The organism is Larkinella rosea (assembly GCF_003858635.1).
GTDB classification, from domain to species: Bacteria; Bacteroidota; Bacteroidia; order Cytophagales; family Spirosomataceae; genus Larkinella; species Larkinella rosea.
The window spans coordinates 1,535,681-1,560,419 of sequence record NZ_RQJO01000007.1; the positions used below are offsets into that span (position 1 = coordinate 1,535,681).

The following is a 24,739-nucleotide window of genomic DNA, read 5'->3' on the forward strand; positions in this document are numbered from 1 at the left end:
TTTTAATCCGCGTAATCCCACGGGGCCGCCCAGCGGTTCAGACCTGCTCTTCCAGCCGCGCCCGAATCTCGCTTAACGTCTGTTCTTTGACCAACTTACCGTCGGCGAAAACCGTTTCGAGCAGGCCGGTTTCTTCCTGTTCGCGGGTTTCCTGATCTTCCATGACCAGCGCACCGGTTTCATCGCTTAGCAGTCGAATAAGACCTTTGGCGCTTTTCTTGGTGCCGTCGTCGGTTTTGGGATCTTTGAAAATCGCCCGCCCTTCGCCGTTTACTTCGCCATAGGTCGCTTTGACGGCAAAGCCAAACGTGTCGCGGGTGACGTATTGGTAATTATAACTTCCGATGCCCAGCACCACATTGGTGGAAGCAAATCCTTTTTGGTACAAGCCTTCGCAAATGGCTTTGCAGCGCTCCAGATTGATGCTGTCGCCGTAAATCAGGCCGATGTGCGGGTCGAGGACGTTGAATCCGTTGGCAGTGGTGCTTCCACCAAAAATCTCCCACAAACACTCGATGGCCCCTTTGAATTCGGGCGTTCCGGCCACTGCATCGGGATCACCGCAGATGATTTTAACGGGGTCGCCACTGTCGGGTCGGATCACGACCTTGCCTTCCCGCGCCAGAATGAGCGGTTTTAGACGGGGCAAATAATCCGCAATGACCTGCCAGAAATCCCAGGTGTCGGACACGATACTGACCACTCCTTTTGGGTAAACGTCCTGAATCAGCCGCCGGAATGTTTCGATTTCCCCATCCTTCATGCCCATACACATGACCGAGTGTTCAGTCGCCGGAACGCTGCCGCCAATCAGTTCAAGGTCGGAGTTAGCACCGTAATACTGCTCCAGAAAATCGATGGCCGGAATGGTGTCCGTTCCCGTAAAGCTCAGTAAATGAGCCGCTCCGCTCAACAAAGCCGCTTCCAGCCCGCCCATTCCGCGAAAACTAAAATCATGACCCTGCCAGGGCACGAAAGCCGGATCGCCCCCGGTTTTTTCGGCGTAAGCGTTCAGGATTTTCCGGTATTCAAAGGCCGTCGTCGCACTTGTGCAGGGCAGCCATAGGATGCAGGACAAAATGGTTTCCAGAAAGTTGGTCAGCCAGAAATCCTCCGGTCGGGTGTTTTTAATGGTAAACATCGGCATCCGCATCGGCACCCGGGTTCCTTCCGGAACCGCCTTGATTTCGATGGGCAGGTAGCCCAGATCATGCAGGTTTTCGATATGGTCGTACGTGATGGCGCCGGGGCCGAGGTAACTTTCAATCCGCCGTTTGTAGCTGGCCACGACCACTTCTTTCGGGCGACCAAAGAAATTCTGATTGTAATCGTCGATCAGGTATTTTTTGATAAAGTACTGTAACCCAAAGAAAACCACGCTGTCGACATTTTCCAGACGGCTTTTGCGGGGGGTCCAGTTGGAGTAAACCAGTTCAGTTCCGGTGGGATATTGCCGACGGTGATCTACTTTGTAACCGTCGGAAAGGTGCAGGGTGTTCATTACTTCAGGAATGATAAGAAGGTTGAAATAGAAATTTGTTGAAGGATGGGATGATTGATTTCCCGAATCGAATCGGTGGTAAAAACCTTTTTGAACTGAGCCGCCAGTGGTTCAATGCCTTTGCTGAAAATGCCGTGACTGACAATCAGATACAGGTCGCCCGCGCCGTGTTTCTTCAGTTCGTCGGCCAGGCCGATGAAGGTCGCTCCGCCGTCACAGATGTCGTCGACAATGACGCAGCCAGCACCTTGCAAATCCGGCCCCGATACGAAAAAACCGGATAAGTCACCGGTTTTCACATCCCGCCGTTTGCTGCATTCGACGACCTCGATTCCGCCCAGCGCTTCCGACAGCTTGTAGATTTTTTTCAGGGCTCCCCCGTCCGGTGCAATCAGTTTACAATCACCGATCTGATCCAGGCATTCTCTCACAAACGCATGATTGTCAATCACCTGAACTGAATTCAGTAAAGCCGGAGCAACATCCGAGTGCGGATCGAACACGGTGATTTTGTGGTAATGCTGCGCATTCAGCAGGTCGGCGTAAACCTTCACGGTCAGTGGTTCGCCCGGAATCATGACCCGATCCTGACGCGCACCGGGAAAATACGGAACAAACAGGCTGATGCGTTCAGCCCCGGCCCGGCGCAGGGCATCGGTTGCCACCAGCAACAGACCAACGTCCTGAAAACTGTTCAATCGGGTGGTAATCAGTATGTCGGTTGTGGTGAGTTCTTCCGTTAATTTGAGGTGTGGTTCTCCCCCATTGAAGGTAAAAGCTTTGAACGGGATCGATGGTCCGTAAGGTGCAAAGCCGGGAGAAAGGTGTAGATAAATCATTTTGCGTATTTTTTACGCAAATTAAATACATTCCAACGCCCACTACCAAATCAGCACGGCATTAATTTGCCACCTTTGAGCGAACGGTAAAAACCGGTCGTTAAAGTTCAAAATAAAAACCCTGTTTCTTCAATTTAAAATACTGATCCTCATCGAATTGAAACAAATTCGCCGGACGCCCTTTCCCATCCGAGCGTTTTTCAGCCAGTTCAGTCAGGATGCCAAAACTCATTACTTTTTTTCGAAAATTCCGCCGATCGATGGGTTTGTTTAGAATCGTCGAGTAGAGTTTTTCGAAATCGGAGAACAAAAACCGCTCGGTCAGTAAACCAAAGCCAACTGGCTCGTAGGTCAGTTTATTTCGCAGTCGTTCCAGTGCGTGTGTTATAATTTTCGCGTGGTCGAACGCCAGCTCGGGCAAGTCGTTCACATCGAACCAGCGGACATCATCGGCATCGGTGGATGCGGCAATTTCAAAAGCATCCGGTTTTACGAGGGCATAATAGGCCACGGCAACAGCCCGAAACCGGGGGTCCCGGTCGGGGCGGCCAAAGGTGTAAAGTTGTTCCAAATAATTGATCGTCACATTCGTTTCTTCGTGCAACTCCCGGATAACAGCCGCTTCCAGGCTTTCATTGTCCAGCACAAAACCGCCCGGCAACGCCCAGCCGCCCCGGTACGGTTCCAGTTTTCGTTGAATCAAAAGGAGAAATAAAGTCTGATTTCGGTACCCAAAAACAACGGCATCGACGGCAACTTTGATGGTTTGGGAAATGTCCATGAAATGTAGATTTAGCCTTAAACCGTCAGCGCCCGGCGATACATACCCGGCGTCTGCCCTGTTCGCTGCTTGAACACCTTGTTGAAATGCGAGAGGTTGTTAAAACCGCTGTCGTAACAGACGTCGCTGATACTGCGCTCGCCGGTCAGCAGTTTTCGGGCTTGCGTGATCCGAAACTCGTTGACAAAATCCGTGAACGTCATCAAGGTCATCTTTTTGAAATACCGACAGAAAGCCGGAATGGTCATGTTGGCGAGTGACGCTACATCCTGTATATCAATCGACTGTGCATAATTCGCTTCCACAAAGCCGTAAATCCGGTTGATTCGGTCCTGCTCCCGCCCATTCAGATCCAGGCTGATGCTTTCTGCATTCAGGATCTGGTATTCGGTCGAAACGGCCAGTTGCTGAAAAATCGTCAGTAACGCCAGCATCCGTTCAAAAGGCGGCAATTTCACCAATGAGGCCACCTGCTGACCCACGCGCTGCTTGGTTTCGCCGTAAAACGACATGCCCTGGTGCGCCCGGTCGAACAACCGCCGGACAGCGGCCAGCTCCGGTTGTTGCAGGAAATCCTTGCCGAGAAAATCTTCGCGCAATTGCACCACAATTTCCTCAAATTCGCCCACCACGCCATGACCAAAGTTCAGGTGCGGCAAATTGGGGCCCAGAAATACTAATTCCCCGTCCTCATACGATGAAACGTGGTGGCCAATGTGCCGCTTTCCATTGCCACGCGGAATGTAAACAATCTCATATTCAGGATGATAGTGCCAGTATACCCAGCAACTATCCGGTTCCGTGTGGTGAACCAGTTTAAAGGAACTTCCAAATTCCGGTTCTATTTTTTCAAACTGGGGTTTCATCGTTTCACCGAAATAGATGCACCATTAACATTTAATTAATCAAGAACCAACAAATTAAATCAATAGAGCACCAAAATAAGGTAATTAAACTAAAAAGTAACTAAGAAAACCGCCCTATTTTTGCCACAGGTAAAGATTTAGCATACCATGAACGTTACCATCGACGAAAAACCGCACTCCGCACCAACGCTCACCGGAAGTCTCCAAAATTTCTTTTTGAACCCACAGGCTCGTGCCGTTGGTCTGGTTTTTACAACGGAAAGTCTGCTGCTGGGTGGTTGGGTGGCCCATATTCCTTATGTGAAGGACAAACTGCATCTGACCGACGCCGGTTTGGGCATGGTCTTGTTTGCAATGCCCGCCGGATTACTGCTTATGAATCCCCTGACCGGTTGGATCATTGCCCGGCTTGGCGTAGCCCGTGCTTGTTTTTTGAGTGCTTTATTACTCTGTATCAGCACCTTGCTACCCATCAACGCGCCCAACATCGCCCTCATGGCTGTCGGACTGTTCTTCGTTGGTCTGAGTGCTGCGTTGCTAAATGTGGCCATGAACACCAGCGCGGCTGATGTCGAACGGGCAAACAACATCCAGATTATGTCGTCCTGCCACGGTATGTGGAGTCTGGGCGGTATGGTCGGTTCGTTGCTGGCCGGTATTTTGATTTCACTGCACGTTTCGCCCTCGATCCACATGCTGGGGATGACGGTCATCCTGTTGCTGCTGACTTTTGCCCTCCGCCCTGTTCTGGCAGCCATTCCGGCACAACCGCCCACCGAATCGTCGGCGGCTTTTGTGCGACCGAATATGTTGTTATTGATGATGATTCTCATTGGGTTAGCGGTTGCGATGGGCGAAGGAGCCGCGCTGGACTGGAGTGCGGTGTACCTACACGAATCAGCGGGAGCTTCGAGTCAGATTGCGGCTTTGGGTTTCGGTTGTTTTTCGCTGGCCATGACGCTCGGGCGGTTTATGGGCGACGCCCTCATTCCCCGGTTTGGTGCCCGATTAATCCTGAGCGTGGGCAGTCTGGTGGCGGGTGCCGGTTTGTTGCTGGCTATTGCGGTTCCGATTCCGGCCGTGGTGCTGACCGGTTTTGCCCTTCTGGGCGCGGGCTGTTCGTTGGGGGCTCCGATTTTATACGCAGCTTCTTTACGCGTTCCGGGCATTCCGGCGGCAACCGGTTTGGCAACCTTCGCGACCTTCAGTTTTATCGGTTTTCTGGCGGGGCCTCCGGTCATTGGCTTTGTCGCAGAAGCTTACGGGCTTAATTACGGCCTTGGCTTAGTAGTTGTGTTGCTGCTCATCTGCGCCGGAATTTCAAGAAAGATCAACTTATGATTGCTCACCTGGCGATCTGGACGCAGGACCTGGAACGGATGCGAACCTTTTACGAAACGTATTTTGGGGCAAAATCTTCCGCGATTTACCAGAATACTACCAAGCAATTTACGTCCTACTTCCTTTCCTTTGGCGAAGGCTGTCAACTGGAACTGATGCACCGACCTGACGTTCCATCCGATTCAGCCGATCCGTTTATTCAGCGAAGTGGTTTAATTCACTTTGCGGTTTCGGTCGGTAGTCACCGGCAAGTCGACGCGCTGACCAACCGGTTGAAAGCAGATGGTTACGAAATAGCGGATGGCCCCCGAACCACCGGCGACGGCTATTACGAAAGTGTGGTTCTCGACCCGGAAAAAAACCGCATCGAAATCACAATTTGATTAAAAAAAACAAAACAGAATGCGGGCATCGTGCGGTTTTTATTCCCTAACTGCGCGGGCAGACCCGCCACTTATTCACTCATTTACAACATGAAAGCCGTACTATTTGATATGGATGGTGTGATTGTCGATACCAATCCCCACCACCGCATTGCCTGGCGTACCTATTTCGAGCAGAATGGAAAACCGCTCACGGACGCCGATTTTGTGCAGTATGTTTCGGGTAAACACAACAAGGACATTCTGACTCACCTGTTCCCGGACCGGAGTCTTTCCCCATCCGAAGCCCGGCAGTTGGCCGCCGAAAAAGAAGCGCTGTTTCGGGAATTGTACTTGCCGGAAATAAAACCGGTCGCGGGGCTGACCGATTTCCTACAACTGCTCCACAAGTCCGGGATTCTGACCGCTGTCGCCACGTCGGCGCCGGTCGAAAACCTTGATTTTGTCATGGATGCCTTAAACCTGCGTTCCTATTTCAACGTTTTGCTCGACGAAAGCAAGGTTTCCCATCCCAAACCGAATCCCGAAATTTATCAGAAAGGGATGCAGTTGCTGGGCGTTGAGCCGACTGAAAGTGTCATTTTTGAAGATTCGACCACGGGCATTCGGGCCGCCAAAGCGGCAGGCGCGTACGTGATCGGCGTATTGACCACGGATTCGGCAGAAGAGTTGACCGGTGTCGGAGCCGACGAAGTAATTCGTGATTTTACGGAATTAACGCCCGACCGGTTTCGGTCCATTGTCAATCGTTCGGTCTCGGTTTAGCTGTCGATACAACCGTCACGGCATCGCTCAATCGAATTATTCCGCCCCGAATCACCCGCGCCGTGAGCCCACCGTGGCCGCGCATGGCGTTGTAACCGCCCGGCCCGAGGTTCGTTTCCATGCGTGAACAGGGATGGCAAAGTCCGGTAATTTCCAGAATGACGGCTTCACCGATCTGAATCTGATGGTCTTTTAACGCCAGCAGATTCAGACCGGATACAATTATATTTCTACGCAGTAAAACCGGGTCGATGAACGATCGCCCGGTTAAACCGGCCACCACGGGCAGGTGTTCCGCCTGCAGGAGTGTCACATGCCGGTTGCCGCTCCGACCGCTATAATGGTCGCCCACCATACCTTCTTTTTCTGACACCTCGACTTCTTCAACAATCGTCAACGGTTCTTTCCGAACGGGTCGAATTCCAATCCATTCGACCCGACCTGCACGCGGGAAGGTTTCCAATAATTTCTTCAACTGAACTTCCATTGATCACCCATTTAGCAGTATTGAAGATACCGGTATCAGCCTAAAAACGAAAATAAAAGTATTCACATTCTCCTTTTCCAGTACGTTAGATACGTCATAAGTCCGACGTATTTTTTGTACAATTCAGATACAATAATCTTAATTCCTGCATTTATTAGATTTTACAATTTTCCCAAAACAGCTTTAAATATTTAGTGATATTATTCTAAATAACTTAGATTTTTAAAAATTATGTTTTAATCTGAATTTAATATTCCAGAAAAATCATTTATTTTGAAATAATCAGTTTGTTTTGATACCTAACCTATTTTTCACATTCCATCTCTAATTTTATGATTAAATGTGTACGATTCACGTTATTTCTACTCCTGTTACCTTTTCTAAGCCAGGCTCAGCAGAAAGCCGTACGGGGTAAAGTAATCACCGCCGAAGAACGGACGGTTTTACCCGGAGTAACCGTTTCAGTGAAGGGTAACCAGCAGGTCGGAACCGTCTCCGGCGCACAGGGCGAGTACCAAATCAATGTCCCGGCGGGAGCCACCACGCTCGTCTTCTCCTCCATTGGCTTCCAGACGCAGGAAGTAACCATCGGTTCCCAAACGACTATCGACATCGCATTGGCCGCCGACACGAAGCAATTGACGGAGGTTGTTGTAACCGCCGTCGGCATAGCGCGGGAGAAAAAAGCGCTCGGTTATTCAGTCAGTACCATCAACAGCAGCCGGATTGCCCAGATTTCGGAACCCGACCCGCTCCGTTCGCTGTCGGGCAAAGTAGCTGGTGTCAATGTGCAGGGATCGGGCGGAGCCGCCGGGGGATCGACCAACATCACGATTCGCGGCAATTCGTCACTTTCGAACAACAACCAGCCGCTTTTCGTGGTCGACGGCGTCCCGTTCGACAACTCCTCATTTCTGACTGACGGCGGGCAACAGGGCGGGGCGAGTTTTACCAACCGTGCCTTTGACCTCGATCCGAACAACATCGAGTCCATGACGGTGTTGAAAGGGGCGGCTGCGGCTGCGCTATACGGTTCGCGGGCGGCTAATGGGGCCATTATTGTTACGACGAAAAACAACCGGAAGAAGTCGAAAAAGGGGCTGGAGATTACGTACAACACCTCCTATTCGTACGAAAAACTCGCCAGAGCGCCTGAATACCAGACGACCTACGGCCAGGGCACGGAGTGGGATACGCGTTACGGCGTTTTCGGAACCTGGGGAGCGCCTTACTCCCAGATCGACTCGATCTTCCATCCGCTTGGCGTTCGGTTGCCGACGGTTTTCCCGGAACTGGCGAACAAAAAAGTGAAATACGAACCGTTTGGGCAGCAGAACTACGAGAATTTCTACGAGCCTGGTTTTGTGTATGAAAATGCCTTCAGTGTTTCGGGAGGAAACGAAAAAGCGAGTCTGACCGCCGGTTTTTCCAGAACCGCTAACAAAGGGATCGTTCCGTACAACAAAATCAACCGGACCAGTTTCAACATCGGCGGGAATGCGCAGCTGGACAACGGTTTTTACCTCAATGGCTCACTGACGTACGTCAACATCGACCAGACCTCACCTCAGCTTACATCGAGCATCGGGAACGGCCCCTCGGCCATCGAGATTCTGCCATGGACGCCCAACAGTTACGACCTGACGAACTACCCGAATACCAACCCGTTAACGGGCGGCAGTGTGTATGACCGCGTGGGAATCGACAACCCCTACTGGTCGGTGGTCAACAGCCCGGTGACGAGCAAAGTGGATCGCTATTACGGAAAATTTACGCTCGGTTACGATCCGTTTTCGTGGCTGAACATTCAATACACCGCCGGTTTTAATGCGTATACCGACCGCCGTCGGAGCGTGAATGGAAAAAACGGCGAAATCTATCCGAACGGGAACATCACCGATGATAACATTTACCGTCAGGAATTGGACGGCAACCTGCTCATCACGGCCACGCGGGATTTTGGGCCGGATTTCAGTTTGCGAGCCATTGTTGGTAATAACGTCAACCAACGGCTTACTGACCGCCAACTGGTGTTTGGCGATGGCATTATCGTGCCGGGAATCAACGACTTAGACAATACGCGCATTCAGCAAACGTTTGGTGGAAACCTGATCAAACAGCGGTTTATGGCGTTCTTCGGCGATTTCCAGTTGTCGTACCGCAACTACGCATTTTTGAACGTGGTGGCCCGCAATGACATTTCGTCGACACTGCCGAAAGGAAACCGCAGTTATTTCTATCCGGGGGTCAACGGCTCGTTTGTCTTTACGGAAGTCCTGAAAACCAACCCGGCGGTTTTGTCATTCGGGAAAATTCGCCTGGGCTACGCGGTGGTCGGGAACGAAGCCAGTCCGTACCAGACCCAGACGGTTTATAACATCAATCCGTCCTTCACGCACCCCGGCCCGGTCGATATTCTGGCCCCTTTCAATGGCATCAACCTGATGACGTACAGCAATCGACTCGGCAGCGCGACGCTGAAACCGGAGTTTATCCGGGAATTTGAAGCGGGTACCGAACTTCGTTTCCTGAAAGACCGCATCGGAATCGACCTGACGTATTACCGCAAAATCAGTACATCGCAGATTTTCACGGTCGATGTGGCGCCTTCGTCGGGTTACCTGACGCGGGTGGTCAATCTGGGGAAAGTGAAAAACGAAGGGATCGAACTCGGCCTGGACCTCACGCCCATCAAGCTGAACAACGGGTTTAAATGGAACATCTATACGGCTTTTACGCGGAACCGGAACCTGGTGCTGGATCTGGGTGGCGCAACCGAACTCTTTTACAGTCAGGCGAATGCGACCAACACCATCGGTAGCATGCACATCGTGGGTCAGCCCTACGGTTTGATTCGCGGAAGCTATTACCTGCGCGACGACGAAGGAAATCTGCTGATCAACCCAGCCACCGGAAAAGCCATTCTGGCGGATCGGCAGGGACCGGTTGGTAATCCGAATCCGAAGTTTACGATGGGCGTCACCAACACGTTCACGTATAAAGGTGTCACGCTCAGTGCGTTGTTCGACTGGAAACAGGGAGGTGATTTGCTGTCGGTTTCGGTGGCTGAGATGTTGAGTCGCGGCATCACACGCGACAACGAAGACCGTAACAAAGTTCTTGTTCCCGTGGGTGTTCTGGGCGATCCGAATACCAAAATGCCCATTCTGACAGCCGACGGTAAGAAGCAGCCCAACAACATTCCGATTTCGGTGAATGAGTACTATTTCGGAACGGGTGCATTCAGCGGAAGTCAGGGAACTGCCGACGAGTTCCGGGTTTTCGATGCGACGGTTTTCCGACTGCGTGAAGTGTCGCTGGCCTACCAGATTCCGGCGGGTTGGCTGGCTAAAACCCCCTTCGGTTCGGCTTCAATTTCGCTGAGCGGCCGAAATCTGTGGTATAAAGCGCCCAACTTCCCGAAATACATGAACTTCGATCCGGAAGTGAACTCGCTTGGTGCGGGAAATGCACAGGGCTTCGAGCTGGTTGCCATTCCGACCACCAAACGCTACGGCGTCAACCTGCGGTTTACGTTCTGATCCGAAATTTTCCTTCAACATTTACGACATTCACGATGAAAAATAGATTTAAACTGATCATCGGCATCTTCCTGACGCTCACGTTCAGCAGTTGCAACGATTTTCTGGACATCAACGTCGATCCGAATACGCCCGCTCAACCGGTTCTGGATCTGCTGCTTCCGGCCACGCAGGTTTCCATTGGGGTTCACATCGGCGGAGGAGCAACCAACCGGATTGCGACGGTCATCATGCAACATGCCACGCAAAACGGCCCCAGCCGCTTCGAATTGACGGGTTCCACCTTCCAGACACCCTGGAACGGCATCTATTCGGAAGCGCTGAACGACCTTGAAATCATCATCCGGGAAGGGTCGGCAAAAAATCAGTGGGGGTATGTGGGCATTGCCAAGCTCGAAAAAGCGTACGTCTACAGCGTTCTGGTCGATCTTTGGGGCGATGTACCGTTTTCGGATGCATCGAAGGGCGACGGAAATTTGAGTCCGAAATTCGACAAAGGTGCCGATATTTATAAGGCGGTTTTTTCGATGATCGACGAGGCCATTACCGACCTGAACAAGACGCCTTACGTTTCTCCGGGTAATGCCGACTTGTTTTACAAGGGCGACCGCCTAAGCTGGATTCGGGCCGCCAATAGCCTGAAATTGAAGCTATTGAATCAGATTCGATTGGTTCCGGCCGAACAGGCGCGGGTAAAACAGGAAATCAATGCACTGATCGCCGGTGGCCAGTTGATTTTGACGAATGCGCAGGATTTCACGTTCAAATTCGGAACAACCGAAACGCCCCAAAACCGCCACCCGATTCACATCAGCGACTACCGCGCCACGAAGGATTTCTGGATGGATCAGGGGTTTATGGAGCGGCTCTACAACACCGACGACCCGCGTCTGCGCTATTACGTTTACCGGCAGACTAATAACGCCGGGGTGAATTTTACCCGAACCAGCAACGGGTACGGCGGTCGATATACTGGCGACCCCACCGGCGCTCCCGCCGACAATGCCGTTCGGGCAACCTTCGGCATTTATCCGTACGGCGGTTTATACGACAACAATACGATCAGCGGGTTGCCAGCCACAAATGTTTTCCTGACGAATACCGGTGTCAACAATCCGGCGAATTTCCGGGTCGTGACGACCTCCGACGGTTCGGGAGCCGGCATTTTTCCGATCGTAACGGCATCGATGGTCAATTTTATTCTGGCCGAAGCCGCCCTGACGCTTGGAACGACGGGCGATGCCAAAGAATATTTCAGAAACGGGATTACGCTGAATCTCAACGGCATCAACAGTTTTGTGCAGGCACCGGGCAATTCGGGAACGGTGATGGCGGCAACGACCGTGACCAATTTCGTCAATGATCGGGTGAAAAAATACGAAGACGCCAATGCGGCCGGAAAACTGACAGCGGTGATGACCGAAAAATACATTTCCCTGTACGGCAACGGCATCGAATCGTATAACGACTACCGCCGGACGGGCATCCCGACCCTGATGGCGCCGATTTCACCCCTGAATCCGTTCCCGTTGCGGTTTACGTATTCTCAACGCGAGCTGAATACCAACACGGCGGCTCCGGCACAAAACAATTTCGTCACCCCGGTTTTCTGGGATTTGTAAGACTGTTTTCGGTATTCAGTTTACGGTTTACAGTGGCTGACGCATTCAATGAGCCAGTGCCTAAGCTTTGGTATGTATTAATTCTTTAGTCAAGAATGCGTTAGCCACCGTAACCGAATACGGAAACCACAAACCATAAATTTTTTGAAGACATGAAATCACTCGTTTATATAACCTTATTGTTGACCGCGATGGTCATTTCGGACGCTTGCCAGACCAAGGATCCAATTCCGCTGGCACCGGCCGGGGCGGTTGCAGTCGCCAAAGTCAATGCGGCCAAAGCCTATTTCGATGTTACCAACCTGGCAACCACCGAGTTTGAGTTTCAGTTGAGTGGCGAAGATTTTGGGCAAGGTGTCGGCGTCAAGGCCATCGAGGTTTGGGTGGGTCTTAACAGCCCCAAAATTGCGCTGGCGGCTTCGATGACGGCTTGCGGCAATGGCGTGGGCTGTCTCTATCCGAGCGGTGCCCTGGGGCCATTGCCCAGTCGTCTGGTCGCGACCGATAAACTGTGGAAAACGTTTTCGACATTGCCCGCAACAGTCTCCATCAAAGCCAGCGAAGCCGCAGCAGCCGTAGGTGTGGCGACAACCAGTTTGTTGCTGAACGACACGTTTCAGTTGAAATTTGTCGTCCAAACCAACGACGGTCGGCGGTTCGATGCCTTCCACGACGGAATTTGTGACGAAACCCGCGGCCAGGTGGGTGATTGCCGGCTGGTGATCCGGGTGGATAATAAGAAAGCATTGTACCAACCTTTAAAATAGATTACTATCTTCATCAGCGAAATGGCCGTGCCGGGTAAAACCGGTACGGCCTCTACAAACCGGTTTTTAACTCCTGCGTATGCGAAAAATGACACTTCATCAACTTACCTTTCTGGCCGTTGGTTTGCTCTCAATCCAACTCCGGGCGCAACCGACGTTGACAAAAGAACAGCAGGAGGTTTTGTCGGGACTGGATGGTAAATCAAGCCATTACGGGACACTTTCCAAACAGATCTGGGACTGGGCCGAGGTGGGGTATCAGGAAGAAAAAAGCTCGGCGTTGCTGCAGCAGGAATTGACCAAAGAAGGTTTTTCAGTGAAAGCCGGAGTGGCTGGTATTCCAACGGCGTTCGTCGCAACGTTCGGCAGTGGAAAACCGGTCATTGGCATTCTCGCCGAATACGATGCCCTGCCGGGAATTACGCAGGATGCAACCCCCGAACGCAAACCGATCGATTCGAAAAAAGCCGGACATGCCTGCGGGCACAATCTATTCGGCCCGGGTTCGGTGGCATCGGCCATTGCGGTTAAAAACTGGTTACAGAAAACCGGTAAAACCGGCACCATTCAACTGTACGGAACTCCGGCGGAAGAAGGCGGTTCGGGAAAAGTGTACATGGTTCGGGAAGGCATGTTCACCAACACGGATGTGGTTTTACACTGGCACCCCGCCGACCGGAACGGTGCTGACCCCTCGACCTCGTTGGCCAATATAACCGCTAAATTCCGGTTTCGGGGCATTGCCGCCCACGCGGCTGCTTCTCCCGAGCGCGGACGTTCGGCCCTCGACGGTGTGGAGTCGATGAATTACATGATCAACATGATGCGTGAACACATTCCGTCGGACACACGGATTCATTACGTGATCACGAAAGGTGGGGAAGCGCCAAACGTGGTTCCCGATTTTGCGGAAGTGTATTATTACGTTCGTCACAAAAACCGCACGATTTTGCAGGACGTCTGGAAGCGGATGGTGAAAGCCGCCGAAGGGGCTGGTTTGGGAACGGAAACGAAAATGGAATACGAAATCATCGGTGGAGTTTACAACCTCCTGCCGGTCGAATCGCTTTCCAAATTGATGCACAAAAACCTGAGTCTGGTGGGAGGAGTCACTTACTCGCCAGAGGAAACCAAATTTGCCGAAAAAATGGGCGAATCCTTCGGAGCCTCGTTCGGTTCGATTCGAAAACCGGTTGAAGCCGCCACGGTTTCGCCGTTCTCGAACAACGACCTGCTGAGCAGTGCCTCGACGGACGTGGGCGACGTGAGCTGGGTGGTTCCGACAGTCGGTTTATCAGCGGCCACCTGGGTACCGGGAACAGCCGCTCATAGCTGGCAAGCTGTGGCATCGAGCGGCACGAGCATCGGCGTCAAAGGCATGATGGTAGCTGCCAAATCCCTGACCTTCACGGCCATCGATCTCTTCAAAGATCCTGCCCTGATTCAAAAAGCGAAATCCGACTGGCAACAGGCCCGTGGAGCGGGTTTTCAATACGAAGCCCTGCTTGGAAACCGGAAACCGGCGCTGGATTACCGGAAGTGAGTAGTTTTAGAGAGTTGTTTCGCGGAGTTGAGCGGAGGAAAAGGGAGTTACACAGAGATATTTTTCTCTGCTTATCTCTTATAACTCCGCTCAACTCCGCGAAACAACTCTCTAAAACTACTTCAGATACCGCTCTGCCGGTTTCAAAACCGCTCGCTTGGGATACGCCACACCTTTATAACTGCCGAGCGATTTAGGGTCACCGCCTGTATAGCTGGGCAACTTTGGAAAGGGATAAATGGGTCGCTGAAACCGGATTCCATTCGCGGGGACACCGCCCGTGTAAGCCGTTGCGATGAGTTTATCCGGTGCGTTTCCTTTTTCAACCCAGTTCATCAGAGCCGTTAATACATCGTGTTCACTGTCTTGTGGAACATTCAACGCCAGATTCTGACCGCAGTCGTTCAGCCCCGGCCCTCCCCCGCAGTGCGCCATTCCGGGAATCAGGTAAAACCGGAAAAAATCAGCGGCTCGCTTCGCCCCACCTTGTGCTTCGATTACCCGCTCATAATAGCTCACGGCATCCTGGTATGGCACGAGTGGGTCAGCCGTGCCGGTGTACATCAGAATTTTTCCACCGCGTTTTTTTAAGGGTTCTAAATCCGGATTATTGGCGTTGAGAATCGGGGCCAGCACCGAATCCATTTTGTCCTGATCGCGGTCAAAATCAAACGTTTTGTAATCGAACTGGCGTCCAAAGACCCACAAATACTGGTAGAAAAGCGAGTTAGGGGCTTGTTTCGGATTTTGCTGGTATTCCAGACCGGACGAGGAATTTTCGCTTCCGATTGGCAAAGGCGTATAAATCCGTTCACCCGTGCGCGGATTGACCGGCCCGGCCATGATTTTTTTCAAGGCTGTCAATTGAACCGACGTCAGACAGGTCACGTCATCGGTCCCATTCGGGCATTTGGGCAGCGTTTCCGAATTGAACTGACATGCCCGCGGATCGGTCAGGAAATCATCGCCGGGCGCACCACCGTCTTTTCCGGCACATGCTTTCAAAACCGCATTGGTGATTAGGGCAATTTTTTCTCTTGGCAGAAATGCGCTTCCCGGTTGTTCATTGGTTACCTTGTAATTCCAGACAAAACCGGTGTGCAAATGGGTGCGGTTATTGGCGGGTGCGCCCACCAGAATCCCATCATAATCATCAGGATACCGCTGCGCTTCCATCAAAGCCTGCTGGCCCCCGGTCGAGCAACCCGCGAAATACGCGCGCTGAGCCGGTTTCTGGTAATACGCCTGCGTAATGGCTTTAGCGGTTTTTGTCATTTCGTGCGTGGCGCGGTGACCAAAATCCGTCCAGCGTTCGGGATGGCCAACGGCCTCATTTGCGTTTGGGGACGTTCCCATGTCGGTGTTCGTCGTCGCAAATCCGCGCTTCAGTCCATTGACGAGTGCGCCATAATTGATGATTCCCGCACCCCCGCCCGTTCCGGTTCCCAAAAACCGCCCGTTCCAGCTCGATTGGGGCAACCACACTTCAATTCGGATGTTCGACTCGGCAGTCGGTTTCAAGGTCGCGGCAACCCGGCAAAATGCGGGCAGATCAGGAACCGCAACGCCACTACCCGGCAATTTGAAAGTACCGGCGGCTATGCACTCGGCGGTTGTAAGAGTTGCGGTGGGGAACGCTTGTTTAGCCAATTGCTGGCAGTTGCAATCGGCGGTTTGGGCTTGGGCGTCCCGATTTGTTATACCCCATTGAAGCACTAACAGGAAGAAGAAAAGGCAGTTTTTAGATTTCATATTGAGCGGGTTCGGGACTGGTTCAAAGGTAATTGTTTCGCGGAGGTAAGCGGAGAAGAGCAGAGTTAAGCGGAGATTATTTTTTTTCTCTGCGTAACTCTGCTCTTCTCCGCTTACCTCCGCGAAATAACTTTACAAAATAAATCGTACTTTGCAGACTGATTCGGAGATTTGGTAACAGTCTAGGAATCAGCCTATTTTTTCTTTAAGCTATCTATTTTTTATTCCCTACTGACTATGAGCGAAGTAGCCACCCGATTTAAACCCGGCGTCGTCACCGGAGAAGGCGTCTCCGAAATTTTCCGTCACGCTAACGAAAATGACTATGCGCTTCCGGCGGTAAACGTTGTCGGTACCAATTCAGTCAACGCCGTTTTGGAAACCGCTAAAGCCGTTAACTCACCGGTTATCATTCAGTTCTCGAATGGCGGAGCTATTTTTTACGCGGGCAAAACCCTGTCGAACACCAATCAGCAAGCGGCTATTGCGGGTTCGATTTCCGGGGCAAAACATATTCACGCGATTGCTGAATTATACGGTGTGCCGGTGATTCTGCACACGGACCACTGTGCCAAGAAATTGCTCCCCTGGATCGACGGTCTGCTCGACGCGGGTGAAAAACATTTCGACCAAACCGGGAAACCTCTGTACAGCTCGCACATGCTCGACCTGTCGGAAGAACCGATCGAAGAAAACATCGAAATCTGCGCCAAATATTTCGAGCGGATGGCGAAAATCGGCATGACGCTGGAGATTGAACTCGGCGTGACGGGAGGTGAAGAAGACGGCGTCGATAACTCGGACGTCGACGATTCAAAACTGTATACGCAGCCTTCGGAAGTAGCATTTGCCTACGAAGAATTGAAGAAAATATCGCCGAATTTCACCATTGCGGCCGCTTTTGGCAACGTTCACGGCGTTTACAAACCGGGTAACGTGAAGCTGTCACCGATCATTCTGAAAAACTCCCAGGACTACATTCAGGAGAAATTCGGAACGGGTCCGCTGCCGGTCAACTTCGTTTTCCACGGCGGTTCAGGGTCAAGCCGGGAAGAGATCCGGGAAGCTATTCACTACGGAGCCATCAAGATGAACATCGATACCGATATTCAGTGGGCAACCTGGGAAGGCGTTAAAAACTACTACGAAGCCAACAAAGCGTATCTGCAAGGTCAGTTGGGGAACCCCGCCGGGGCAGATTCGCCGAACAAAAAATACTACGATCCGCGCGTCTGGTTGCGCAAAGGGGAAGAAAGTCTCGTAAGCCGTCTAAAAGTGGCTTTTGAAGATCTGAACTGCATCAATCGCCTGGCGTAAGGAGTTAAAATGAGGCCGCCCTCGCGGTTAAAAAAAGAGTTACGGGCTTCGGCTTGTAACTCTTTTTTGTTTTAATGCCAGAAAAGTGCCGTTTACACATTGGTCCTACCCGCCCTTTCTTTCGTCCGCTGGATTGGTCAGCGTCCGGTGAAAATCTCGGATACGAACTACAGCACCCAGCCCTACTCTGCCGTGAAGGTATACCGGTTTGGACTTGCCGACCGGATTGACAAACCGCCCGGTTTCTCTCCTTCCAGCCCGATGTTCTGTGCATTTTTTAAATGAACAGAACAATCACAAAATCTGAAATAACCAAAAATATACTTTTGTAAAAATAAGTATCAAAAAATAGTGTATTCAACTATTAATGTCTGATAGTTCATTTAAAATTCCCTTTATACAGCTTCTTTTTATCGAAAATTAGTAATCGCCGTTGAATTGAAATGCGAATTTCTAAAAAGTATTCAAGAATTTAGTATTTATACCTAGTAGTAGGTAGCCCGAATTAACTCGTTTTGCGTATCTTGGGAAAGCCAATACGAAACGTGTCATGAAAACTTTGTCCCTTTTATCAACGACGCTCAACGTCGTGTTCATTTCCCGACGGTTTACCACCAGCAAAGAGTGTCCACACTGTGGTCGGGATCAATCCGCAGCAGAACGAATCCCCCGCTCAATACTCACGAAAAGTATGTTGTTTTTCATTCCGAATCGCACGTATCGCTGCATGGGTTGCCGTAAATCGTTCGTAAAAATCGGCAATTATTAAATAATACAATACGGATTTTTACTCAATTGTTACCACTAAAATTGAAGATATAATCGTCTGATAATATCATTTATTTTCCGAATGAATCAATCGGCAGTTTCAATTTTATGATCAGAAATAAATTTCACTCCCGTTATCATTTCAATTTCTCTATAACTGAAATGATAACGGGAGTGAAATTTATTTTACGTACAATAATTTACGGGGAATGGTGTAAATCTCGATTTGCCGACCGTCGATGTATCGAAAACTCGTTCCATCGAAAAAACCGTCTTCCTCGAGCATGATGCGAACGGTTTTCTTCCATTCCGGTACCTCGACGGCCGCATTCAGTTCAATCGAATAAGCGGTGTTGGCAAATAGTGGGTAATCGCCCGAGCCAGGTACGCCTTTCTGCTGATCCCACATCCCAATGGTCGGGCCCGCTGCGTGACCGTGAACGCCAATTGGGTGGGTATAAATGGTACCCGTGATTCCCTCCTTTTTCGCCTGCTCCAAGGCTTCGAGGAGCAACTGATTACCGGTTTTTCCGGCCCGAAACCGTTCCGTCAGAATATCCTGCAGGCGGTTTCCCTGCTGAAACGCTTTCCGAATGGCTTCGGGCACTTCGGTTTCGCCGGGGCGGAGGATGTAAACGTGTTGCTGCTGATCGGTGTTCAGTCGCAAATAGGTTATGCCAAAATCGACGTGCAGCAGATCTCCCGGCATAATGACCTGCATGGACGGTTTTTTAGAGAATGTTCTGAGATGTTCAAACTGCTGATTATCCGCACGTTGAATGTCAACCGTTGGATGAAACCAGGTTTCGAGGCCCAAATCGGTAATCCGCTGGCGAAACCACCAGACGACGTCGTCGGTCGTCGTCACTCCCGGCTGAATAACCTGCTCGGAAAACCCTTCCTGAATGATCTGGTGCGACAACCGGCAGATGAGCGGATAAATCGCCATTTCCTTTTCTGTCCGCGTTTCCAGCCAGCCAACCGACAGTTTTTCCGCCGAAACAAGCTTTTTTTGGTATTCAACTGGCAGTTTTTCCAGAAATTCGCCGTGCTCGGTAAATGTCAGGCCGTCGGCGTGAGCGTAGTTTTTGGAAAAGTTGATCCCGATTTTATTGGGCTTGCGATCCTGAATAATCTTCGCCAGCGCTTCCCACTGATTCGGCCGCACGTCAATGTCCCAGGCGCCTTTCAGCAGATTCCCGACATCATAACGGGCAATCGCCAGCTTCTCCACGCCTTTTTCCACGCCCTGATCGTAGAAAACCATCATGGTCCGCCGACGCGCCGAGAGCCAGGTGCTGGGCAACATGGTTTTCAAAACCGGGTCTTCGTTGTATTCCCGCGAAATGATGATCCACATATCGATCCCTTCCCGGCGCATCAACTGCGGCAATAGGTTATTAAACCGGTATTCCAGAATTTCATCAACGACGCGGGAGCGCTCCCGTTCATTTAGAATGGCAGACGGCGAAACCGGTTGAGCCAATACGTGGAAAGTTGAAAATAACACCAGGACGAGCGGAAGGAGATGTCGATTCATAGGCAACAGAATACGTTATTGTTTGTTAAAAATACGGATTTTCTACGCTGGTGAGCAACCGTAGCCTATCTTTCGACATCTTGCAGCAAAACCAGCCGACGGGCATACCGATGCGCAACAATCCGTTCGTTACTCCTTTATTGCAACAGTGGTCCGGAATCCCTATTTTCCATTACGAATACTAACCTGATTGTATGAAATACTTGCTTACCATCCTCTTCATCGTCTTTTTTACGCCATACATCGCTGCCCAGGGAATCCGGGGAACCATCAAAACCGCCAAAGGTGAGGTACTCCCCTACGCGGCCATTGTGGTAAAAGGGACGTCCAGCGGGGCCATCACCAATACCGAAGGGCGCTACGAAGTCGCGCTGAAACCGGGCAAGTACAGCGTCATTTTCCAGTATCTCGGTTTTCAGGCGCAGGAAAAAACCGTTGACATTGGCAGCGACTGGCAAACGATCGACGTCACGATGGAAGAACAGGCATTTCGCTTGCAGGAGGTTCAGGCCCGCGAGGGCAAGGAAGATCCGGCCTACAGCATCATGCGCCGGGCCATTGCGAAGGCCAAATACCACGAACTTCAGGTGATGAGCTTTACCGCCCGCGCCTACACCAAAACGACGTTTACCGTAACCGATCTGCCGATGCAGTTCATGTACCGGAAACAGTTGAAAGAAGCCGAAAAAGACGGCTTTAAGATTGGCGTTCCGATGTTGTACGAGTCCGTTTCGGAAGTGACGTTCAAGCAACCGAACACCTACCGCTACCACCTGATCGGTTCCCGGAATTCGATGGGCGACAACCTGTCAGTAAGCGATTATTTTCTGACGAGTTTCTACCGTCCGGAGGTCAACAACGCGGTTTCGCCCCTTTCGCCCAAAGCGTTTGCTTATTATAAATTTGAGTATCAGGGAACGTTCAGTGAGCGCGGCATCGACGTGAGCAAGATTCAGGTCGTGCCGCGGGCGTATGGCGAAGGGGTTTTCCGGGGCTATATTTTTATCATCGAAAACAGTTGGGCTATTCACAGTTTGCAGCTCGAAACCCGGAATCCGCTCGGTTTCGATATCAAAATCCGGCAGGTGTATAGCCCAGTGCAAAACGTCTGGCTGCCGGTCAACCAGCGGTATAACCTGGAAGGGAAAATCATGGGAGCTGCCGGAAACGCTCAATTCATTATCAATCAATCCTTTAAGAGCCTCCAGGTAAATCCGGCTTTTGTGGAAGAAGTCAAAATTGTGGACGAAAAGTTTGATAAACCGGCGGTTTCGCTTTCCAACAAAGACATCAAAGGACAAAAACTGGAAGATAAAATTGCCAAACAGAAAGAATACTCGACCAAAGATTTCAAAAAACTGCTGAAAGAGTACGAAAAGCAGGAATACAAGGCTAAAAAAGAACGGAAAGAAGAGGTCGAGGTTTCACGGAACGACTCCACCATTGTCGACTCGCTGGCCGGAAAACGAAGTAACGCCTTCTGGGATTCGCTGCGGGCAGTTCCGCTGACAACGGCGGAATTGAAAAGTTACGTCAAGCGGGACAGCCTGAAAATTGTCCGAAAAATTGAAGTTACCAAAGACAGTACGAAAGCCGTCCGCGATTCGACGAAGAAAAACCGGGCCAGCAAAACCTTTAAACCGGGTCAGTTAATTTCGGGAAATACCTGGAATTTCAGCAAGCGAACGGCGCTGACCTGGGACAGCCCGCTCCAGAAAATTTATTACAACACCGTGGAAGGCTACACGTTCGATCTAGGCCTGCGACTGCGGTATTTTCTTCGAAAACCGCAACGGGATTCGACCCGCCGACGAGTGGTTAACAAACCAACGCCCGACTTAACCATCGGCGGAGCCGGACGCTACGAGTTCGGTATGAAGCGGTTCATCGGAACGGGATTTGTCGGTTACAACTACAAAGGTACGAACGTCAGCCTTTCCGGCGGGCGCTGGGTCAATCAGTTGAATCCCAACGAACCGATCAGTCCGTTCCTGAACTCCATCACTTCGTTGTTGTTCGAAAAAAATTACGCGAAGTTTTACCAGCGCGACTTCCTGCGCCTGAACGTGGCCGCTCGTCCTTTCCAAAACCGCATCAGTGTCAACAGCAGCCTGGAATACGCCGAACGAACGGAACTGGCAAACTACAAGGAGAACCTGAAACCGTGGATCGACTGGAATCAATTCAGTTATTCGCCTAACCGGCCAACCAATGCCGAAGGTTCGGCGGGATTTGCAATGAACCAGGCGCTGATTTTCAATTTGTCCTTATCGGGTAAACTGGCGGCCACGCGGTACCGGATTCGCAATGGTCGGCGGGTGGCCAGCCGCAACAACAGTCCCGAACTGACGCTGAATTACCGCAAAGGCATTCCGCTGAATTCCGGAGGTTCCGGAATTAGTGATGTCGATTATGACTTTTTGCAGGCCGGTTTGAGCCATTCGTTCGAAACCGGTATTCGGAGTCGGTTGAGTTACAACGTGTCGGCGGGCGGTTTTCTGAACGACAAGGCAGTGTTCTTCCCGGATTTCAAACATTTTCAGGGCAACGAGTTTTTTCTGCAACAGGGCGATCCGACCTCTATTTTCCGCATGTTGCCGTATTACCAGTACAGCACCGGCAAGCGGTTTGTCGAAGGGCACGTGCTGATGGAATACCGCAAATTTCTGATTACCCAACTGACGGTTGTCCGGTTGACCGGTTTGAAGGAAAATCTCTTTGTGCATTACCTCGGCACCCCCAACTCCAAAAACTACACCGAAGTGGGTTACGCCCTCGATGGCCTGATTCCGGGCATTTTCCCGTTCTTCCGGGTCGAAGTGATTTCGCAGTGGCAGGATTGGCAATACCAGAAGCTCGGTTTCCGCATTGGCACGACTTTAAAGTTCCGCTAACCCGGTGAGCGCCGGGCCGACGATTTGGTCGAAGACCCCGACAGCGGTTGGACAAATCTCAGCATCGTTCCAATGCGGTTTTCTAAAGAGTGTCGTTAATTCAGGATTAAAATGCCGTTTTTCGCTTGATTTGCTCGTTTTTAGCCAGAAATTATAAAAAGCTAAAGGGAAGTTAACCTACCGCTAACCAGGCTTTCAGCCGCTGTCAGGGTATTTTAACTTCCTTTTAACTCAAATTTCATATGCTTTAAATCTACTCGCTCTTCATTTGTACCAACAAAAGACAGAAAAATGGGTCTTCTCCGAAACATAGCACTAACTGTTGGCCTGATTTTGGCAGTGGTTTGCCGTGTTTATCCCTCTGTCGCCGAAACGGTTTCATTCTCGCATCCCGCTAGGCAGACGACCGTCATTCAGGAGAACCACACAGTGAATCTTTCCACAGATTCGGCTTTCTATTTTATTCAGGACGAAAACGAGGAACACGCCCCAACGCTCGATTCAAACTTCCTGCCGTCGCTGCCAATTGAATGGAATAACTGGCTGACGGTTTTGGAATCTTCCCAGCAAAGCCTTTTTATTCCCGTTGGCAAACGGGCCGGGCCGCATCAGCCTTATTACTTGTTATTCTGTTCATTACGCATTCCTTCGCTTTAATTGCCCCGGACGAGTTCGTCCCATTGCTTCCAGGTTTCTTTGAACGCCATCCGGCGCAGTACACTCTTAAAACATAGCAAATATTCACCATGAAAAGGATTCTTCTTTTCGTGTTTGGGTGCCTTGTCAGCTTTCCAATGGTTTCGTTTGCCCAAAGCGATACCCTGCGGCTGACCCTCGCCCAGGCCGAAGCCCAGTTTCGCCAGAACAACCTTCAACTGATGGCGACGAAGTTGGGCGTCAATGAAAATCAAGCCTACGAATTTCAGGCTAAACTCTGGAACAACCCGAATATCTACATTGAGCAAATGCCCTACAATCACCAGACGAAGGAAGTGATGCCTCTCCGGCAGCAGAATTCGGAACAGGTGGTTCAGTTGCAGCAATTGCTCCTGCTGGCCGGAAAACGGAACAAACAACTGGCCATTGCCCGCACGAACACCGAGCTCGCCAACGACCGGTTTTATGATCTGCTGCGGACCCTGAACTACCAGCTACGCACCACGTTTTACGACCTGTATTATACGCAGCAGGCGCTCATTGTGTACGAACAGGAAACCGCTACCCTCCGCCAGACCGTCAATTTGTTTCAGGAACAATACGATAAAGGCAACGTGCCGCTGAAAGACCTGACCCGGCTGAAAGCCTACCTGTTCAACCTGACCAACGAGCGTCAGCAGCTGCTTCGAAAATTGACCGACGACCAGGCCGATCTGGCCGTCTTACTGAATGCCAGCCCTTCTGTACCCTTGAAACCGTTGCTGGAAAATACGGAGGCCATCCAGCCTGCCGTCGGTCAACTTTCTGTTGATGAACTGATTAAACAGGCGACCGAAAACCGCTTCGACCTGAAAGCGTTCCGCGATCAGGCCTTGCAGGAAAAACAGAACCTCGCCTTGCAGAAAGCGCTGGCCGTACCGGATTTGACGGTTCAGGCCACGTACGACCGCAATGCGGGCTACATTCCAAACTACCTGGGCATCGGCGTGGGCATTAACCTGCCGGTTTTTAACAAGAATCAGGGGAACATCAAAGCCGCTACAATCCGGACCCAGAGCAGCCAGCAAATTACCGATGCCTACACCCTTCAGGTCGAAAGTGATGTGCAGCGGGCATTCAAAAAAGTGCAGCAAACCGACCAGTTGTACAGGACGTTCGATCAGAAATTCAACAACGATTTCAGCCGGCTGATCGACGGCGTCATCACCAATTACCGCAAACAGAACATCGACGTCGTCGAATTTCTGGACTTCTTCGACTCGTACAAAGCCAGTCAGATTCAATACAACCAACTGCAAAACGACCGGATGCAAAGTCTGGAAGAATTGAATTTCGCCGTTGGCACGAACCTATTCACCAAATAAGCCGCGGTTT

General features: G+C 51.0%; 18 protein-coding genes. 11 read left to right on the top strand and 7 right to left on the bottom strand.

Translation table 11 applies throughout. The annotated features are described in order from the left end of the window. Positions 1–37: 37 nt before the first annotated feature. The 4 genes from EHT25_RS06525 to EHT25_RS06540 all read right to left on the bottom strand — a co-directional run bounded on the left by EHT25_RS06525 (position 38) and on the right by EHT25_RS06540 (position 3,987). Positions 38–1,501: a nicotinate phosphoribosyltransferase gene (locus EHT25_RS06525; RefSeq protein ID WP_124872474.1), complete on the bottom strand. Its 1,464-nt coding sequence runs from the start codon at positions 1,499–1,501 to the stop codon at positions 38–40. Further along, positions 1,501–2,340 (bottom strand): ribose-phosphate diphosphokinase, encoded by an 840-nt coding sequence (gene prs / locus EHT25_RS06530; RefSeq protein WP_124872477.1) that lies wholly within the window; start codon positions 2,338–2,340, stop codon positions 1,501–1,503. The genes EHT25_RS06525 and prs overlap by 1 nt, the downstream gene beginning before the upstream one ends. A 100-nt stretch (positions 2,341–2,440) precedes the next feature. Further along, positions 2,441–3,121 carry an NUDIX hydrolase gene (locus EHT25_RS06535; protein WP_124872480.1) on the bottom strand — a complete coding sequence of 227 codons (681 nt, stop codon included), beginning with the start codon at positions 3,119–3,121 and terminating at the stop codon, positions 2,441–2,443. Positions 3,122–3,138: 17 nt separating this feature from the next. Then, complete coding sequence (locus tag EHT25_RS06540; RefSeq protein WP_124872483.1) at positions 3,139–3,987, bottom strand: AraC family transcriptional regulator; 849 nt, start codon at positions 3,985–3,987, stop codon at positions 3,139–3,141. Between the two features lie 147 nt (positions 3,988–4,134). On the opposite strand from EHT25_RS06540, the gene EHT25_RS06545 reads away from it, so the two are divergent. The 3 genes from EHT25_RS06545 to EHT25_RS06555 all read left to right on the top strand — a co-directional run bounded on the left by EHT25_RS06545 (position 4,135) and on the right by EHT25_RS06555 (position 6,476). Beyond that, on the top strand, positions 4,135–5,328 hold the full coding sequence (locus EHT25_RS06545) for an MFS transporter (protein ID WP_124872485.1): 1,194 nt from the start codon (positions 4,135–4,137) through the stop codon (positions 5,326–5,328). Continuing rightward, positions 5,325–5,711, top strand: a complete 387-nt coding sequence (locus tag EHT25_RS06550; RefSeq protein WP_124872488.1) for a VOC family protein — start codon at positions 5,325–5,327, stop codon at positions 5,709–5,711. The genes EHT25_RS06545 and EHT25_RS06550 overlap by 4 nt, the downstream gene beginning before the upstream one ends. A gap of 90 nt (positions 5,712–5,801) precedes the next feature. Then, on the top strand, positions 5,802–6,476 hold the full coding sequence (locus EHT25_RS06555) for an HAD family hydrolase (RefSeq protein WP_124872491.1): 675 nt from the start codon (positions 5,802–5,804) through the stop codon (positions 6,474–6,476). Here the strand turns inward: EHT25_RS06555 and EHT25_RS06560 are convergent. Beyond that, positions 6,454–6,963, bottom strand: a complete 510-nt coding sequence (locus EHT25_RS06560; protein WP_124872494.1) for an MOSC domain-containing protein — start codon at positions 6,961–6,963, stop codon at positions 6,454–6,456. The two genes, EHT25_RS06555 and EHT25_RS06560, sit on opposite strands and share 23 nt — an antisense overlap. A 332-nt stretch (positions 6,964–7,295) precedes the next feature. Between EHT25_RS06560 and EHT25_RS06565 the strand changes: the two genes are divergently transcribed. The 4 genes from EHT25_RS06565 (at position 7,296) to EHT25_RS06580 (ending at position 14,437) form a co-directional block, all read left to right on the top strand. Further along, entirely contained in the window at positions 7,296–10,505 is a 3,210-nt protein-coding gene (locus EHT25_RS06565; protein ID WP_124872497.1) for a SusC/RagA family TonB-linked outer membrane protein, read from the top strand. A gap of 35 nt (positions 10,506–10,540) precedes the next feature. After that, positions 10,541–12,127 (top strand): SusD/RagB family nutrient-binding outer membrane lipoprotein, encoded by a 1,587-nt coding sequence (locus EHT25_RS06570; RefSeq protein WP_124872499.1) that lies wholly within the window; start codon positions 10,541–10,543, stop codon positions 12,125–12,127. Between the two features lie 152 nt (positions 12,128–12,279). Then, a complete protein-coding gene (locus tag EHT25_RS06575; RefSeq protein WP_124872501.1) occupies positions 12,280–12,894 on the top strand; it encodes a hypothetical protein in 615 nt (204 codons plus the stop codon). A gap of 88 nt (positions 12,895–12,982) precedes the next feature. After that, positions 12,983–14,437, top strand: a complete 1,455-nt coding sequence (locus EHT25_RS06580; RefSeq protein WP_221622259.1) for an amidohydrolase — start codon at positions 12,983–12,985, stop codon at positions 14,435–14,437. A gap of 117 nt (positions 14,438–14,554) precedes the next feature. Here EHT25_RS06580 and EHT25_RS06585 read toward each other — a convergent pair whose 3' ends face one another. Next, on the bottom strand, positions 14,555–16,189 hold the full coding sequence (locus EHT25_RS06585) for a tannase/feruloyl esterase family alpha/beta hydrolase (RefSeq protein WP_124872505.1): 1,635 nt from the start codon (positions 16,187–16,189) through the stop codon (positions 14,555–14,557). 237 nt (positions 16,190–16,426) lie between these two features. Here EHT25_RS06585 and fbaA point away from each other — a divergent pair, with 237 nt between their 5' ends. Continuing rightward, positions 16,427–17,506 carry a class II fructose-bisphosphate aldolase gene (gene fbaA, locus EHT25_RS06590; RefSeq protein WP_124872507.1) on the top strand — a complete coding sequence of 360 codons (1,080 nt, stop codon included), beginning with the start codon at positions 16,427–16,429 and terminating at the stop codon, positions 17,504–17,506. 949 nt (positions 17,507–18,455) lie between these two features. On the opposite strand, the gene EHT25_RS06595 is transcribed toward fbaA, so the two are convergent. After that, positions 18,456–19,814, bottom strand: a complete 1,359-nt coding sequence (locus EHT25_RS06595; protein WP_124872509.1) for a M24 family metallopeptidase — start codon at positions 19,812–19,814, stop codon at positions 18,456–18,458. Positions 19,815–20,008: 194 nt separating this feature from the next. Here EHT25_RS06595 and EHT25_RS06600 point away from each other — a divergent pair, with 194 nt between their 5' ends. From EHT25_RS06600 to EHT25_RS06610, 3 genes are all read left to right on the top strand, one after another. Continuing rightward, positions 20,009–22,708 carry a DUF5686 and carboxypeptidase regulatory-like domain-containing protein gene (locus EHT25_RS06600; RefSeq protein ID WP_124872511.1) on the top strand — a complete coding sequence of 900 codons (2,700 nt, stop codon included), beginning with the start codon at positions 20,009–20,011 and terminating at the stop codon, positions 22,706–22,708. 429 nt (positions 22,709–23,137) lie between these two features. Next, positions 23,138–23,365 carry a hypothetical protein gene (locus EHT25_RS06605; protein ID WP_124872513.1) on the top strand — a complete coding sequence of 76 codons (228 nt, stop codon included), beginning with the start codon at positions 23,138–23,140 and terminating at the stop codon, positions 23,363–23,365. A gap of 89 nt (positions 23,366–23,454) precedes the next feature. After that, on the top strand, positions 23,455–24,729 hold the full coding sequence (locus EHT25_RS06610) for a TolC family protein (RefSeq protein ID WP_124872515.1): 1,275 nt from the start codon (positions 23,455–23,457) through the stop codon (positions 24,727–24,729). The last annotated feature ends 10 nt before the right edge of the window (positions 24,730–24,739 follow it).

Excerpts from the sequence above, each read along its gene's own strand:
- EHT25_RS06525 (WP_124872474.1), bottom strand. The coding sequence starts at position 1,501 with ATGAACACCCTGCACCTTTCCGACGGTTACAAAGTAGATCACCGTCGG.
- prs (WP_124872477.1), bottom strand. The coding sequence starts at position 2,340 with ATGATTTATCTACACCTTTCTCCCGGCTTTGCACCTTACGGACCATCG.
- EHT25_RS06535 (WP_124872480.1), bottom strand. The coding sequence starts at position 3,121 with ATGGACATTTCCCAAACCATCAAAGTTGCCGTCGATGCCGTTGTTTTT.
- EHT25_RS06540 (WP_124872483.1), bottom strand. The coding sequence starts at position 3,987 with ATGAAACCCCAGTTTGAAAAAATAGAACCGGAATTTGGAAGTTCCTTT.
- EHT25_RS06545 (WP_124872485.1), top strand. The coding sequence starts at position 4,135 with ATGAACGTTACCATCGACGAAAAACCGCACTCCGCACCAACGCTCACC.
- EHT25_RS06550 (WP_124872488.1), top strand. The coding sequence starts at position 5,325 with ATGATTGCTCACCTGGCGATCTGGACGCAGGACCTGGAACGGATGCGA.
- EHT25_RS06555 (WP_124872491.1), top strand. The coding sequence starts at position 5,802 with ATGAAAGCCGTACTATTTGATATGGATGGTGTGATTGTCGATACCAAT.
- EHT25_RS06560 (WP_124872494.1), bottom strand. The coding sequence starts at position 6,963 with ATGGAAGTTCAGTTGAAGAAATTATTGGAAACCTTCCCGCGTGCAGGT.
- EHT25_RS06565 (WP_124872497.1), top strand. The coding sequence starts at position 7,296 with ATGATTAAATGTGTACGATTCACGTTATTTCTACTCCTGTTACCTTTT.
- EHT25_RS06570 (WP_124872499.1), top strand. The coding sequence starts at position 10,541 with ATGAAAAATAGATTTAAACTGATCATCGGCATCTTCCTGACGCTCACG.
- EHT25_RS06575 (WP_124872501.1), top strand. The coding sequence starts at position 12,280 with ATGAAATCACTCGTTTATATAACCTTATTGTTGACCGCGATGGTCATT.
- EHT25_RS06580 (WP_221622259.1), top strand. The coding sequence starts at position 12,983 with ATGACACTTCATCAACTTACCTTTCTGGCCGTTGGTTTGCTCTCAATC.
- EHT25_RS06585 (WP_124872505.1), bottom strand. The coding sequence starts at position 16,189 with ATGAAATCTAAAAACTGCCTTTTCTTCTTCCTGTTAGTGCTTCAATGG.
- fbaA (WP_124872507.1), top strand. The coding sequence starts at position 16,427 with ATGAGCGAAGTAGCCACCCGATTTAAACCCGGCGTCGTCACCGGAGAA.
- EHT25_RS06595 (WP_124872509.1), bottom strand. The coding sequence starts at position 19,814 with ATGAATCGACATCTCCTTCCGCTCGTCCTGGTGTTATTTTCAACTTTC.
- EHT25_RS06600 (WP_124872511.1), top strand. The coding sequence starts at position 20,009 with ATGAAATACTTGCTTACCATCCTCTTCATCGTCTTTTTTACGCCATAC.
- EHT25_RS06610 (WP_124872515.1), top strand. The coding sequence starts at position 23,455 with ATGAAAAGGATTCTTCTTTTCGTGTTTGGGTGCCTTGTCAGCTTTCCA.